A 14,527-nucleotide genomic window follows, 5' to 3' on the forward strand; every position below is an offset into this window, starting at 1 on the left:
CCAGCCAGCACCGCCCCGGGGGACCCGCATGCTCACCGCCGCCAGACGTGCCGTCAAGGAATCCGTGTCGGGGCTGCCCCCGGCCTTCTGGTGGCTGTGGACCAGCACCCTGGTGAACCGCCTGGGCGCGTTCGTGTCCACCTTCATGGCGATCTACCTCACCCTGGAGATGGGGTACTCGGCCACCTACGCGGGGCTCGTCGCCGCCCTGCACGGGCTCGGCGGCGTCATCTCCTCCCTCGGCGCGGGCGTCCTGACCGACCGGCTCGGGCGGCGGCCCACGCTGCTGGTCGCGCAGACCTCCACGGCGGTCTCCGTGGCGCTGCTCGGCTTCATGTCGCACCCGGTGGCCATCGCCGCGGTGGCCTTCGCGGTCGGCATGGCCAGCAACGCGTCCCGCCCCGCCGTGCAGGCGATGATGGCCGACATCGTCCGGCCCGAGGACCGGGTCCGCGCGTTCTCGCTCAACTTCTGGGCCATCAACCTCGGCTTCGCCATCTCCTCGGCAGGCGCCGGGTTCATTGCCGCGTACAGCTACCGCGCGGGCTTCCTCATCGAGGCCGTGATGACGCTGGTCTGCGCGGTTCTGGTGTTCGTCAAGCTGCCCGAGTCGCGCCCCGAGCACCCGGACGGGGCGGCGGCGCACACACCCGACGGGGGCCTCGGCACGGTGCTGCGGGACCGCCGCTTCATGGGTGTCGTCGGGCTCTCCTTCCTGGTCGCGCTGGTCTTCCAACAGGCGTACGTGGGCCTGCCGGTGGCGATGGGCGAGGCGGGCTTCACGCCGAGCGACTTCGGCGTGGCCATCGCCTGCAACGGCGTCATGATCGTGCTGCTCCAGATCCCGGTGACCCGGTTCATCGAGCACCGGGACCCCCAGCGCCTGCTGGTGATCTCCTCGCTCGTGGCGGGGTACGGCTTCGGCCTCACCGCGTTCGCCGGGTCGGTCGGCCTCATCGCCCTCACGGTGTGCGTGTGGACGCTCGCCGAGATCGTCAACGCCCCCACGCAGTCCACCCTGGTGGTCCGCCTCTCCCCGGCGCACGCCCGCGGCCGCTACCAGGGCATGTACGCCATGTCCTGGTCGGTGGCGGCGCTCGCGGCCCCGCTCCTGTCCGGGTTCTTCATCGACCGCCTTGGCCAGGAGTGGCTGTGGGGCTTCTGCGCGCTCGTGGGCACGGTCGCGGCGCTCGGGTACTGGAGCCTGATGCGCGGGCTCTCGGAACCCGCCCCCGGCGCGAAGCCGCGTACGGAACCGCTGGACACGGGTGTGAGCCTGCCGGACCACGCCCGGCAGGCCGAGGCCACCGGCTGAACTCCCGCGGCCCCGGCCCCGGCCCCGGCCGCTACCGTGAGCCCTGCGCCGGGACCGTCCAGGGACCCCCAGGGAGAGTGACCCGCACATGGCCGAACCACTGAAGACCTTCATCGGCGGCGAGGAGGTCGAGGTGCCCAACACCATCCCGGACATCCGCGCCGCCCTCCCGGAGGACAGACGCGCGGACTTCGACCGGGCCATCAACCAGGCGGGCGTCGACGAGATCCACGCGGTGATGCGCCACTGGATGCTGGAGGCCGTGCCCGACCCCGAGGCCGAGGCGCTGCTCGACCGCCTCGCGGCCGACGAGGCCGAGAGGCGGAGCATCGCGTGAGCCGGCACCGGAGGCGCAGCTACCGCATCACCTACGCCCCGCCCGCCGACGACACCCTCGCCAAGATGGACGGCGCCGACGAGTTCCGGTCGGCGATGGCCCGCACGCTCGGCCGCGACCCGTACGGGCACGGCTCGGCGGCGGTGGACGCGGAGCGCGACCGCCGCGAGGCGACGGTCGGCGGCGCCATCGTCCTCTACTACGTGTCGGGTTCGGTCCTGACGGTCACGGTGGTCCGCCTCGTCCCGTTCGGTTAGGCCTCCCCTCCAAAGGGATCCAGCCCAGTTCCAAAGGGATCCCGCCCAGTTCCCTTCGGCGAGAAGTCCGCGTCGGCCATGACGCGCCCCCACCTCTCCCCGCGTCCATGGGGCAGTGCGTCTGCGCGACAGTGCCTCTGCGCGTCTGCGCGTCCATGTGTTTGTGTACGTGAATGGAGTTCACGTACAGCACTGCGTGAGCGGAGCACGCCCCGGCCCCCGACCCCCGGCGTCGCCCCAGCCGCCCCACCCCGGTCACCCCCCTGCGGCCCGGCCTCCCCCGCACCCGCCCGCCCCCGCTGTACAGCGCGGAACAAGCCACCCCCACGACGGCCGAGGAGGGGGTGACACGGGAGGCACCGCCCGGCGCATTCGGTGGCGAGCGCGCATATGTGCGCCGTTGACGCGCCCCGTTGGTCGCTGCATGGAATGGAGGGCAAGCAGTACGTCTCACGCCTTCGAGGAGGAGACCATGGCCGAATCCCCCGAGCGCGACACCTGTGCCGACGGCTGTCAGTGCGGTCCCGGGTGCAGCTGCGGCTGCCAGTCCGGCGGTCCCTGCCAGTGCGGTGGCGGCTGCGGCTGAGGCCCGGCCGCGTCAGCCGGTGAAAGAACGGGCGCCGCACCCCCCGGGTGCGGCGCCCACTCTGGTGCGTGAGACCGGGGCCTGAGGTCAGGCCCCCTCGACCGGGGCGGTGCCCGGCTGGATCTCGTCGGCGTGCTCGCCCGTCACCAGGTACACGACCCGCTTCGCCACCGACACCGCGTGGTCCGCGAAGCGCTCGTAGTAGCGGCCGAGGAGCGTCACGTCGACCGCGGTCTCGATGCCGTGCTTCCAGCGGTCGTCCATCAGGTGCTGGAAGAGCGTGCGGTGCAGCAGGTCCATCTCGTCGTCGTCCTGCTCCAACTGGAGCGCCAGGTCGACGTCCTTGGTGATGATGACCTCCGCCGCCTTGGCCATCAGACGCTGCGCGAGCTGGCCCATCTCCAGGATCGTCGCGTGCAGGTCGCGCGGCACCGGCGAGTCCGGGAAGCGCAGCCGCGCGAGCTTCGCCACGTGCTGGGCGAGGTCGCCGGAGCGCTCCAGGTCCGCGCTCATCCGCAGCGAGGTCACGACGATGCGCAGGTCGGTGGCGACCGGCTGCTGCCGGGCCAGCAGGGCTATCGCGCGGGCCTCCAGGTCGTGCTGGAGGTCGTCGACCTTCTGGTCGGCGGCGATCACGCTCTCCGCCAGCTTCAGGTCCGCGTCGAGCATGGCCGTGGTGGCGCGCCCGATCGCCGACCCGACGAGACGGGCCATCTCGACCAGGCCCTCGCCGATCGAGTCAAGTTCCTCGTGGTACGCGTCACGCATCTGGCTGTCCCTCTCTCGTACGTCACAGGGGGCTGCCCCCTACGTCCATCAGGGGTTGTCCCCTACGCTCCCACGGTGTGGCGCGGACGCGTCCGTTACCGGCACCCCATGTGAACCGGCGCCGTCCCCCAGGTGAACGGTGGGCGACGCCCCCGTCACCCCGGAAGTGATCCCTCCGCCGGTCCGGGCGTCCGAAATGAACCATCGCTGTCCCCTCGGTGAACTCTGAGCGACGACTGTTCGAGCGGCCACTCGGATGGCTGTGGGCAGTGCTCCGCACCCGCATAACCTGGAGGCATGGACGTGAACGCGGCGGTCGCCGCAGCGGCAGCGATCGCCGGAGTGTGCACCGGTGTCATCGCCATGCTGGCGTTCCGCTGGAGCGAACGCGACCAGAAGCGCCCCACCCGGACCTCCCTGCACACCGACGCGGTGCTTCCGCCCGGCGTCGACACCGTGCTCTCCGTACTGCGCTCCTCCGCCGTCGTGCTCGACGAGTCGGACGGCGTGGTCAAGGCCAGCTCGGCGGCGTACGCGCTCGGTCTCGTGCGCGGCGGCAAACTCGCCGTCGAGCCGATGCTCCAGATGGCCCGCGACACCCGGCGCGACGGCGAGATACGCCAGGTCGAGCTGGACCTGCCGCGCCGCGGCACCGGCCGCGGCGACGCCCTCGCCGTCTCCGCGCGGGTGGCCCCGCTCGGCTCCCGCCTGGTGCTGCTGCTCGTCGAGGACCTCACCGAGGCCCGCCGGATCGAGGCCGTGCGCCGCGACTTCGTGGCGAACGTGAGCCACGAGCTGAAGACCCCGGTGGGCGCCCTCAGCCTGCTCTCGGAGGCCGTCATGGACGCCGCCGACGACCCCGAGGCCGTCGAGCGCTTCGCGGGCCGCATGCAGAACGAGGCGACCCGCCTCACCAACCTCGTACAGGAGCTGATCGACCTCTCCCGGGTGCAGAACGACGACCCGCTGGAGGACGCCGAGCCGGTCCGCGTGGACGAGCTCGTCGGCGAGGCCATCGACCGCTGCCGCCACCAGGCGGGGACGAAGCAGATCACCATGGCCACCGGCGGCACCGCCGACCTGCACGTGTGGGGCAACCGGGGCCAGCTGGCGGCCGCGCTCGGCAACCTCGTCGAGAACGCCGTGAACTACTCGCCCGCCCGCACCCGCGTGGGCATCGCCGCGCGCCGCGTCAACGCCCCCGGCGGCGACCTCATCGAGATCGCCGTCACGGACCAGGGCATCGGCATCTCCGACAAGGACAAGGAGCGCATCTTCGAGCGCTTCTACCGCGTCGACCCGGCCCGCTCCCGTGCCACCGGAGGCACCGGGCTCGGTCTCGCCATCGTCAAGCACGTGGCCGCCTCGCACGGCGGGGAGGTCACGGTGTGGAGCTCCGAGGGACAGGGCTCCACCTTCACCCTGCGCCTGCCGGAGGCGGGCGCGACCCGCGACCGCGGATCCGGGCACGGTCTCGGCGACGAGGACGCGCACCAGGGCATCAGGCCCGACACCACCGCATACGAACCCATTCCTGCCGCCCCGGAGGTCCTTCCGTGACCCGAGTGCTCGTCGTCGAGGACGAGGAATCCTTCAGCGACGCCCTGTCGTACATGCTCCGCAAGGAGGGCTTCGAGGTCGCGATCGCGGCCACCGGCCCGGACGGACTCGACGAATTCGAACGCAATGGCGCCGACCTCGTCCTGCTCGACCTGATGCTGCCGGGCCTGCCCGGCACCGAGGTCTGCCGCCAGCTCCGGAGCCGGTCGAACGTCCCGGTGATCATGGTGACCGCGAAGGACAGCGAGATCGACAAGGTCGTCGGCCTGGAGATAGGAGCCGACGACTACGTCACCAAGCCGTTCTCCTCGCGCGAGCTGGTCGCCCGCATCCGCGCCGTGCTGCGCCGCCGCGGCGAGCCGGAGGAGGTCACCCCGCAGGCCCTGGAGGCGGGTCCGGTCCGCATGGACGTCGACCGGCACGTGGTCACGGTCTCCGGCTCCAAGGTCGACCTGCCGCTGAAGGAGTTCGACCTCCTGGAGATGCTGCTGCGCAACGCGGGCCGCGTGCTGACCCGCATGCAGCTCATCGACCGCGTCTGGGGCGCGGACTACGTCGGCGACACCAAGACCCTCGACGTCCACGTCAAGCGCCTCCGCGCCAAGATCGAGCCGGACCCCGGGGCGCCGCGCTACCTGGTGACGGTGCGGGGCCTCGGCTACAAGTTCGAGCCGTAGACCGCGTCCGGGGAGCCGCGGCCGGGCCGCGTCCCCCGTACGTACGCACGGGGCACGGGCCCCGGGGCGTCAGTGCTGCTGCGCGTCCGACTCGTGCGCGGCACCGGCGTCGTGCGAGGCGTCCGCCTCGGCACCGCCGGCCGGGGTGCCGGCCTCACCGGACCGCTGCGACTCGGGCGAGCCCGAGGGCGAACCGGACGGGGAGCCGGAGGGGCTGCCGGACGGCTTCCCGGACGGCTTGCCCGAGGGCCTGCCGGACGGCTTGGCGTCGGGGGACTGCGGGACCTCGGTCGGGCCCCACTCCTCGAAGTAGCTCTCGGCCGGGACGACGAACGTCTTCAGCTTGACGTCACCGGTCTTGCTGAAGCCGAAGGTGACCGGCTGCGCGTTGCCGTCCTTGACGGACTCGCGGCTGCTGGGCAGAAGGGCCACGGCGTTGTCCTTGCCGCCGATCACGACGGAGCCGCCGGCCGGGACGACCAGGCCGCCGCCCTTGCCCTTCTGGCCCGGCCGGTCACCCTTGGCGGGGCGGAGCCGGGCCTTCTTGCCGGTGCCGTCGACCGTGATCGACTCCAGGATCTGGTCGGTGCGGCCGCCGTTGAACACGGTGGCGGAGACCACGGCGGGGCCCGTCGACTCGCGGTCCGGCTGGGTGATGATCATGGCGTTCTGGATCTTGATGTCGCCGACGGCGGTCGCCGCGTTGTCCGGCTTGATCTCGATCGTCTGGGCGTTGTTTCCGGCACCGCAGGCGGTGAGCGAGGCGAGCGAGAACGCGAGGGCGGTGGCGGCGATGGCGCCGCGTCGAAGGCTGCGGCTCACGGCGGCGGCAACTCCTTGAACGTGGGCGATACGGAGGGTCGAGCAAGGTCGAGCAGGCACGGACGGGCCGGGCCGGGTCGAGCCGGGCGGGCGGCCGTAAAGCCGCCCTAAGGGTGTGTCAGCGCGCTTAGGTTACCGAGCCGTTCCCGCGCGCCCGCACCCGACCCGCCCCTGGTGGTCACGAGCCTGCGGCGGCTGCCGCGCCCCGGGCTTCCCCGCGGCCTCGCGTTTCCCCATTCGCATATCCCCGCCGGTGGAGTCGCGGGGGATTTCCCGTAAGGAATGCGGGACAGTCCGGGAAATTGATCAGTGCCGATCGGTGCAGGGATCACGGTGTGCAACGCCTGGCGCGTCGGAGCACGCTTCCGGCGCATCGGAGCCCGCGCTTCTTGATCAATTCTGGATTCACTCCGGGGGGCCCGCACTTCGCCCGCCCGGTGGCGCCGCACGTGTCCGCGGTCACCGAACGGAGTAGCGGAAGTTCACCTCCGGGAACCCGGCAAAACGGGACGTACGTCACCTTGGAGCACCCTCGTGGAGTGTGTAACGTGGGCGTTTCACCTTCCCCGGACAGCGGCTCCGACCTGCGAATACCCCCTTCCGCCCCCCGCTCGCAGCACGTTCGTGTCGCTGTTGTCAAGCCCCGAGATATGCCCTGACCTGCGAAAACGCCATTCAGAAGACGCCGTATCCGTGTTACCCTGGATAGCCACGGAAGGGGTACCTGTCACATGACGTTCAAGGTTGGCGACACCGTGGTCTATCCCCATCACGGGGCCGCGCTGATCGAGGCCATCGAAACTCGTCAGATCAAAGGCGTGGACAAGACCTACTTGGTGCTGAAGGTCGCCCAGGGCGACTTGACGGTACGTGTGCCAGCGGACAATGCGGAGTTCGTCGGTGTGCGTGATGTGGTCGGCCAGGACGGCCTGGACCGGGTCTTCGAAGTACTGCGCGCGCCGTACGCCGAGGAGCCCACGAACTGGTCGCGTCGCTACAAGGCAAATCTCGAGAAGCTCGCCTCCGGCGACGTCATCAAGGTCGCGGAAGTAGTCCGTGACCTGTGGCGCCGCGAGCGTGAGCGCGGACTGTCCGCCGGTGAGAAGCGCATGCTCGCCAAGGCCCGTCAGATCCTGGTGAGCGAGCTCGCGCTCGCGGAGAACACGAACGAGGACAAGGCCGAGGCCCTGCTCGACGAGGTTCTCGCGTCCTGACCGCCCGCGGCCCCGCCGCGCGCGGACACGGGTGCCCCGCGTGGGCCCGCGTCCGGGATACCAGGTGTACGACCACCATGCCGCAGTGCCCGCCGACCCTCAGGGTGTCGCCGGGCACTGCGGCATGTGCACATCCGCTGCGTTTCCCGTCCGGGGCGCGGCGGCGGGCCGCCCGGACGGTGCTCGGGGCCGGGGCCGCACGTCCCCCGGTCTTCCGGTCTTCACCGGCGGTTCGCGGGTGCGGAAAGATCCCCCGGTACGTTGGCGTGCCGGGCTCGGGCAGTTCTGGCTCGACCAGATGTCACGGAAGGGTCCGGTCAAGGCGTCGCGCCCGGCACGGTGTGGCCATACCCATGTCAACCGAGCGCACAAACCTGAACGGAACCGATGTCTGACGTAACCTCTCGCACCGCGGCCGTGATCCCCGCCGCCGGACGCGGCGTACGCCTCGGCCCCGGCGCCCCCAAGGCCCTGCGCGCCCTCAGCGGCACCCCCATGCTCGTCCACGCCGTGCGCGCGCTGGCCGCCTCGCGCGCCGTGTCCCTCGTCGTGGTCGTCGCCCCGCCGGACGGCGCCGCCGAGGTCAAGACGCTGCTCGCCGACCACGCGCTGCCCGAGCGCACGGACTTCCTGGTCGTGCCCGGCGGCGCCACCCGCCAGGAGTCCGTCAAGCTCGGCCTCGACGCCCTGCCGCCCGGCGTCGACATCGTCCTCGTCCACGACGCGGCCCGCCCGCTGGTGCCCGTGGACACCGTCGACGGCGTCATCGAGGCCGTACGCGACGGCGCGCGCGCCGTCGTGCCCGCGCTGCCGCTCGCGGACACCGTCAAGGAGGTCGAGCCGGGGGCGCCCGGACAGCCCGAGCCCGTCGTCGCTACGCCCGAGCGCGCGCGGCTGCGCGCCGTGCAGACGCCGCAGGGCTTCGACCGGGCCACGCTGGTGCGCGCCCACGAGGCGGACGTCGTCGGCGAGGGCGCCACGGACGACGCGGGCCTCGTCGAGCGCCTGGGCGAGCCCGTCGTGCTCGTGCCCGGGCACGAGGAGGCGTTCAAGGTGACCCGGCCGCTGGACCTCGTGCTCGCCGAGGCCGTGCTCGCCCGCAGGAGGGCCAACGATGGCTTCTGAACCGGCTCCCGCGCTGCCGTACCCGCTGCCGCGCGTCGGCGTCGGTACCGACGTCCACGCCTTCGAGGAGGGCCGCGAGCTGTGGTGCGCGGGCCTGAAGTGGGAGGGGGAGGGGCCCGGGCTCGCCGGCCACTCCGACGCGGACGTCGTCGCCCACGCCGCCTGCAACGCGCTGTTCTCCGCGGCCGGGCTCGGTGACCTGGGCGCCCACTTCGGCACCGGCCGGCCCGAGTGGGCCGGGGCGTCCGGGCTCACGCTGCTGACCGAGGCCGCGCGGATCGTCCGGGAGGCCGGCTTCACCATCGGCAACGTCGCCGTACAGGTCGTCGGCCCCCGCCCGAAGATCGGCAAGCGCCGCGACGAGGCCCAGAAGCTCCTCTCGGAGGCGGTCGGCGCCCCGGTCAGCGTCTCCGGCGCCACCACGGACGGCCTCGGCTTCCCCGGCCGCGACGAGGGCCTCATGGGCATCGCCACCGCGCTGGTGGTCCGTACCGGCTGACGACGGGCGGGGCTCCGTCCGGGGCCGGGCGCGGCCGGGTGGTCCGTACGGGGTGCGGGCGGGTGGACATCCGCCCGCCCCGTGGTGCGGGGCCCCGCGATCAGGTAGGGGTACGCATCGTCCCGTGGCCGACCCGGGCCGCGCGGTGAGCCACGTACAGCGGTCAGCCACGTACGGGGACGGCCGCGTACAGACGACCCGCGCGGTCCACCGGAACCGAACAGCCACGGGAACCGGACAGCCACGGGAACCGAACAGCCACCGGAACCGAACAGCCACCCGAACCACCAGCACCAGGAGCGACCCCATGAGCGCCGCACTCTCCGACGCCATCAAGTCCCTGCTCGACACCCCGGTCTTCATCACCGTCGCCACCATCCAGCCCGACGGCAGCCCCCAGCTCTCCCCGGTCTGGGTGAAGCGCGACGGCGACGACGTCGTCTTCTCCACGACCGTCGGGCGGCAGAAGGAGAAGAACCTCCGCCGCGACCCCCGCGTGACCGTGCTGCTCCAGCCCTTCGACGCCCCCTACACCTACGCCGAGATCCGCGGCACCGCCGAGATCACCACCGAGGGCGGCCAGGAGCTCATCGACGAGCTGTCGATGAAGTACACCGGCAAGAGGTACGCCGACTTCAACCCGGCCGCCAAGGACGACGGCCCGCGCGTCGTCGTCCGCGTCCGCGCCCGCAAGGTCGTCGGCCGGCTCTGACCCGGACCCGGGCGCGGCTCCGGCCGGGGCCCGGGCGCGGCCGGACGCCCTGTGTCCCCCAAGGGCGCGGGGCACTGCCCGGCGCCCACTACCCTGGAGTGGTGACGATTCGCCTGTACGACACCAGCGCCCGGCAGATCCGTGACTTCCAGCCCCTCGCCGAGGGCTGTGTCTCGATCTACCTCTGTGGTGCCACGGTGCAGGCCGCGCCGCACATCGGGCACATCCGCTCGGGCCTGAACTTCGACATCATGCGCCGCTGGTTCACGTACCGCGGCTACGACGTGACGTTCATCCGCAACGTCACGGACATCGACGACAAGATCATCGCGAAGTCGGCGGACCAGGGCCGCCCCTGGTGGGCCATCGGCTACGAGAACGAGCGCGCCTTCAACGACGGCTACGACGTCCTCGGCTGCCTGCCGCCCACCTACGAGCCGCGCGCCACCGGCCACGTCACCGAAATGGTCGCGATGATGCGCGCCCTGATCGAGCGCGGCCACGCGTACGAGGCCGACGGCAGCGTCTACTTCGACGTGCGCTCCTGGCCGCAGTACCTGGAGCTGTCGCGCCAGGACCTGGACAAGATGCAGCAGCCCGCCGAGGAGGGCATCACCGGCAAGCGCGACCCGCGCGACTTCGCCATGTGGAAGGCCGTCAAGCCGGGCGAGCCCGCCTGGGAGACGCCCTTCGGCCCCGGCCGCCCCGGCTGGCACCTGGAGTGCTCGGCCATGGCGCACAAGTACCTGGGCAGCGCCTTCGACATCCACGGCGGCGGCCTCGACCTGGTCTTCCCGCACCACGAGAACGAGATCGCCCAGGCCAAGGCCTTCGGCGACGACTTCGCGCGGTACTGGGTGCACAACGCCTGGGTCACCATGAGCGGCGAGAAGATGTCGAAGTCGCTCGGCAACTCGGTGCTGGTCTCCGAGATGGTCAAGCACTGGCGCCCCATCGTCCTGCGCTACTACCTGGGCACCCCGCACTACCGCTCGACCATCGAGTACAGCGAGGAGGCCCTGCGCGAGGCCGAGGCGGCGTTCTCCCGCATCGAGGGCTTCGCGCAGCGCGTGGTGGAGCTGGCCGGGGGCGTCGTCGATCCCGCGGCCGAGGTGCCGCCCGCGTTCGCCGACGCGATGGACGACGACCTGGGCGTCCCGCAGGCGCTCGCGATCGTCCACACCACCGTCCGCCAGGGCAACTCCGCGCTCGCCGCCGACGACAAGGAGGCCGCCGTGGCGCGCCTCGCCGAGGTGCGGGCCATGCTGGGCGTCCTCGGCCTCGACCCGCTCGACCCGCGGTGGGCGGGCACCGAGGGCCAGGGCGGCGACGACCTGGGCGCCGTCGTGGACTCCCTGGTCCGGCTGGTGCTCGACCAGCGCGAGGCCGCGCGCGGCCGCAAGGACTGGGCCACCGCCGACGCCATCCGCGACCAGCTCGCCCAGGCGGGCCTCACCATCGAGGACAGCCCCTCGGGGCCGCGCTGGACGCTCGGGTCGCGCTAGCGCGACCCGCTGATGTGCCGCCCGGGTCGCCGGGCGGCACACTGCATGCAGGACATCAGTACGAGACTTCACGCCGCGTACGCCGACCGCGTACGGGGCCACGCTTCACACAGACGGGTAGGTCATGGCCGCTAACAACCGCCGCATGTCCGGCAAGAAGGGCGCGCAGGTCGGCAGCGGCGGCAAGCGGCGCCGGGGCCTGGAAGGCAAGGGCCCGACGCCGCCCGCCGAAATGCGCAAGGGACACGTCAAGCAGCGGGCCGCGCAGGCCAAGACGCGGCGCGCCCAGGGCCGTCCGCAGGCCAAGGGCCGGGGCGGCAGGTCGACCGCCGAGCTGGTCGTCGGGCGCAACCCGGTCTTCGAGGCGCTGCGGGACGGCGTACCCGCGACGACGCTCTACGTCCAGCAGTTCATCGACAACGACGAGCGGGTGCGGGAGGCGCTGAAGCTGGCCGCCGACCGCGGCGGCATCAACCTCATGGAGGCGCCGCGCCCCGAGCTGGACCGCATGACCAACGGCCTCAACCACCAGGGGCTCGTCCTCCAGGTGCCGCCGTACGAGTACGCGCACCCGGAGGACCTCGCCGCCGCGGCGTACGACGAGGGCGAGGACCCGCTCATCGTCGCCCTCGACGGCGTGACCGACCCGCGGAACCTGGGCGCCGTGGTGCGGTCCGTGTCCGCGTTCGGCGGCCACGGCGTCGTCGTGCCCGAGCGCCGGGCCGCCGGGATGTCGGCGGGCGCCTGGAAGACGTCCGCCGGTACGGCCGCGCGGACGCCGGTGGCCCGCGCGACGAACCTGACCCGGGCCCTGGAGGCGTACAAGAAGGCCGGGATCGTGGTGGTCGGCCTCGCCGCCGACGGCGAGCACGAGGTCGGCGACCTCGAGGCGCTCGGCGGGCCGGTCGTCATCGTCGTCGGCAGCGAGGGCAAGGGGCTCTCCCGCCTGGTCGGCGAGACCTGTGACTACCGGGTGCGGATCCCCATGCCGGGCGGGGCGGAGTCGCTCAACGCCGGTGTGGCCACGGGCGTCGTGCTGTACGAGGCGGCTCGCCGGCGCCGCTGAGTCCGGGCGGTACGGCGCGCTCCGCACGCGGGGCGCGCCCCGTCGACCCGGCCCCTGGGCTGGGTTGACGGGGTCCGGACAGATCCGGGGGAGTCAAGGCAGTGTCCTAACCTCGCGTCACTCGGTTAGATGAGTGTGGACACCAGAACACCCCGCACACCCACGGGGGGACGCTCGTCAGGGTTCGACGACGCTCCCGCGCTGAGCATGGTGAAGGTGCCCTGCGACCCCGCGCAGGTCATCGTCAATCACGCGAGCTTCCGCGTCCAGCTCCCACCGGCCGGGCGAACCCCCTCGCCCCGCGTCGCCCGGCACGTGAGCGCCGCCGAGGACACCGTGCGCATGCCGGCCGTCGGCGCGGCGGGCACCACCGCGCGCCGGCGCGCGCCCGTCGTCTGGAGCGGGAAGTCCGCGCCGGGCGACCCGGGCGCGGGGGAGCTGCTCCAGGCCGTGCGCGCCGGCGGGGTGCGCCGGACGGCGGACGACACGGGCCGTGCCCCGCAGGGACCCCGCCCCGGCTTCGACGACGGCGGTGCCACGCAGGTCATCCCGCGCGTCGACGTGGACGACCCGTACGGCGACACCGTGCGCACCCCGGCGGTGGTCGGACCGCGCGGCGACGAGCACGGGCCCACCCGGCTGCTCCCGCAGATGCGCTTGCCCGGCAGCGCCGACGACGAGCACCGGCACCACTTCGACGAACACTCCTACGACGACGGCTACGACGGCTACGACGGCGACCACGGCGTCGACGGCCCGGACGGCGCCGACGGTGACGACGCGGACGGGTCCGGCGGCGGGCGCGAGGGCGGGCGGCACGGCGCCAGGTCGCGGCTGCGGCACGGCTACTACCCCGGGCGCCGCCTCAACCTCGGCGTCGTGCTGCTGCCGCTGCGCGTCTTCCTCGGTTTCATCTCCATCTACGCCGGGATGGGCAAGCTCTGCGACCCCGTCTACTTCGACGGCGGCGAGCGCGGCTCCATGGTCAAGTGGCTGAACTCGCTGCACCCGTGGGCGCTGGCCGAGCCGATGCGGGACTGGGCGCTCCAGCACCCCGTCGGCGCCGGGCTCGTGATCGCCTTCCTCCAGGTGATCGTCGGCGTGCTGACCGTGCTCGGGCTCTGGCAGCGGGTGGCCGCCGGGGTGGGCATGCTGCTGTCCGTCGCGCTGCTCGTGACGGTGAGCTGGAAGACCGTGCCCGCCTACGACGCGCCGGACATCATCTACCTCGCCGCCTGGTCGCCGCTCATCATCGCGGGCGCCCCGGTGTACTCCGTCGACGCCCGGCTCGCCGGTGAGGCGTGGCGCACGCTGGGGCCGCGCGCGGCGCTGTGGGAGCTGCGCCGCCGCGTGCTGCGCCGGGGCGGTCTCGTCGGGGCCGTCGTCGTCGGTCTGACGCTGCTGGTCGGCTCGCTGCTCGGCGGCGCCGTACGGGACGCGGACCGCGTGACCGTGCCCGGGCCGGGCGAGGCGCCGCGCAACGAGCTGCCCGGCTCGCCGCTGCCGGACGACCCGGAGCGCAAGCGGGAGCGGAGCAGCGACGACCCCCGCGACCCGTCGGCGCCCTCGGGCACGCCGACCCAGGGCAGCACCGCGAGCCCCTCGCAGAGCGGCGCCGCCACCGGCACCCCGGGCACCACCCCGGAGACCGGCAGCGTCAGCGGCTCGGGCACCCGGCCGAGCGCCACGCAGGGCACCACCGGCGGCGAGCAGGCCCCGGCGCAGCAGCAGCCCGCGCCGACCCAGGAGCGCCCGCCGGCCGCCACCAGCGGGCCCACCTCCACCGGCGGCACGACCGGCGGCGGCACCACCGGGGGCTCGGGCGGCACGACCGGCGGCGGCTCGGGCGGCACCACCGGCGGCGACACCTCCGGCGGCAGCGGCGGACGCCCGGGCCTGCTCGGCGGGGTCCTGGGCTGACGGGCGCGTACGCGGCGCGTACGGACAGGGGAGGGGGCCCCCCCCCCCCCCGGGGGGGGGGGGCCCCCCCCCCCGGGCCCCCCCCGGCCCCCCCCCCCCCCCCCCCGGGGCCCCCCGGGGGGGGGGGGGGGGGGGGGGGGGCGGGGGGGTGGGGGGGCGCGGGG

14 protein-coding genes are annotated in these 14,527 nt (G+C 73.2%); 12 read left to right on the forward strand and 2 right to left on the reverse strand.

Going from position 1 to position 14,527, the window contains the following annotated elements; all coding sequences use genetic code 11:
* Positions 1 to 28 precede the first annotated feature (28 nt).
* From QK440_RS24515 to QK440_RS24525, 3 genes are all read left to right on the forward strand, one after another.
* Positions 29 to 1,315 (forward strand): MFS transporter, encoded by a 1,287-nt coding sequence (locus QK440_RS24515; RefSeq protein WP_282795349.1) that lies wholly within the window; start codon positions 29 to 31, stop codon positions 1,313 to 1,315.
* 88 nt (positions 1,316 to 1,403) lie between these two features.
* A complete protein-coding gene (locus QK440_RS24520; protein WP_282795350.1) occupies positions 1,404 to 1,652 on the forward strand; it encodes a hypothetical protein in 249 nt (82 codons plus the stop codon).
* A gap of 65 nt (positions 1,653 to 1,717) precedes the next feature.
* Positions 1,718 to 1,909: a hypothetical protein gene (locus QK440_RS24525; RefSeq protein WP_282795365.1), complete on the forward strand. Its 192-nt coding sequence runs from the start codon at positions 1,718 to 1,720 to the stop codon at positions 1,907 to 1,909.
* A 673-nt stretch (positions 1,910 to 2,582) separates the two neighbouring features.
* Here QK440_RS24525 and phoU read toward each other — a convergent pair.
* A complete protein-coding gene (gene phoU / locus QK440_RS24530; RefSeq protein ID WP_282795351.1) occupies positions 2,583 to 3,263 on the reverse strand; it encodes a phosphate signaling complex protein PhoU in 681 nt (226 codons plus the stop codon).
* Between the two features lie 297 nt (positions 3,264 to 3,560).
* Here phoU and QK440_RS24535 point away from each other — a divergent pair, with 297 nt between their 5' ends.
* Both QK440_RS24535 and QK440_RS24540 read left to right on the forward strand, forming a co-directional pair.
* Positions 3,561 to 4,823 carry an ATP-binding protein gene (locus QK440_RS24535; RefSeq protein WP_282795352.1) on the forward strand — a complete coding sequence of 421 codons (1,263 nt, stop codon included), beginning with the start codon at positions 3,561 to 3,563 and terminating at the stop codon, positions 4,821 to 4,823.
* Positions 4,820 to 5,500: a response regulator transcription factor gene (locus tag QK440_RS24540; protein ID WP_030682312.1), complete on the forward strand. Its 681-nt coding sequence runs from the start codon at positions 4,820 to 4,822 to the stop codon at positions 5,498 to 5,500. The genes QK440_RS24535 and QK440_RS24540 overlap by 4 nt, the downstream gene beginning before the upstream one ends.
* Before the next feature lie 69 nt (positions 5,501 to 5,569).
* On the opposite strand, the gene QK440_RS24545 is transcribed toward QK440_RS24540, so the two are convergent.
* A complete protein-coding gene (locus QK440_RS24545) occupies positions 5,570 to 6,322 on the reverse strand; it encodes a DUF461 domain-containing protein (RefSeq protein ID WP_282795353.1) in 753 nt (250 codons plus the stop codon).
* Positions 6,323 to 7,053: 731 nt separating this feature from the next.
* On the opposite strand from QK440_RS24545, the gene QK440_RS24550 reads away from it, so the two are divergent.
* The 7 genes from QK440_RS24550 (at position 7,054) to QK440_RS24580 (ending at position 14,363) form a co-directional block, all read left to right on the forward strand.
* Positions 7,054 to 7,536 carry a CarD family transcriptional regulator gene (locus tag QK440_RS24550; protein ID WP_003953493.1) on the forward strand — a complete coding sequence of 161 codons (483 nt, stop codon included), beginning with the start codon at positions 7,054 to 7,056 and terminating at the stop codon, positions 7,534 to 7,536.
* 387 nt (positions 7,537 to 7,923) lie between these two features.
* Entirely contained in the window at positions 7,924 to 8,661 is a 738-nt protein-coding gene (ispD, locus tag QK440_RS24555) for a 2-C-methyl-D-erythritol 4-phosphate cytidylyltransferase (RefSeq protein WP_282795354.1), read from the forward strand.
* Positions 8,651 to 9,160: a 2-C-methyl-D-erythritol 2,4-cyclodiphosphate synthase gene (gene ispF / locus QK440_RS24560; RefSeq protein WP_282795355.1), complete on the forward strand. Its 510-nt coding sequence runs from the start codon at positions 8,651 to 8,653 to the stop codon at positions 9,158 to 9,160. Before ispD ends, ispF begins: the two co-directional genes overlap by 11 nt.
* Before the next feature lie 307 nt (positions 9,161 to 9,467).
* Positions 9,468 to 9,872 carry a PPOX class F420-dependent oxidoreductase gene (locus QK440_RS24565; RefSeq protein WP_282795356.1) on the forward strand — a complete coding sequence of 135 codons (405 nt, stop codon included), beginning with the start codon at positions 9,468 to 9,470 and terminating at the stop codon, positions 9,870 to 9,872.
* Positions 9,873 to 9,973: 101 nt separating this feature from the next.
* Complete coding sequence (cysS, locus tag QK440_RS24570; protein ID WP_282795357.1) at positions 9,974 to 11,377, forward strand: cysteine--tRNA ligase; 1,404 nt, start codon at positions 9,974 to 9,976, stop codon at positions 11,375 to 11,377.
* Positions 11,378 to 11,501: 124 nt separating this feature from the next.
* On the forward strand, positions 11,502 to 12,443 hold the full coding sequence (rlmB, locus tag QK440_RS24575; protein ID WP_282795358.1) for a 23S rRNA (guanosine(2251)-2'-O)-methyltransferase RlmB: 942 nt from the start codon (positions 11,502 to 11,504) through the stop codon (positions 12,441 to 12,443).
* 135 nt (positions 12,444 to 12,578) lie between these two features.
* Positions 12,579 to 14,363, forward strand: a complete 1,785-nt coding sequence (locus QK440_RS24580) for a DoxX family protein (protein WP_282795366.1) — start codon at positions 12,579 to 12,581, stop codon at positions 14,361 to 14,363.
* Positions 14,364 to 14,527 lie beyond the last annotated feature (164 nt).

Source organism: Streptomyces sp. CC224B (assembly GCF_030010595.1).
GTDB lineage: Bacteria > Actinomycetota > Actinomycetes > Streptomycetales > Streptomycetaceae > Streptomyces > Streptomyces longispororuber.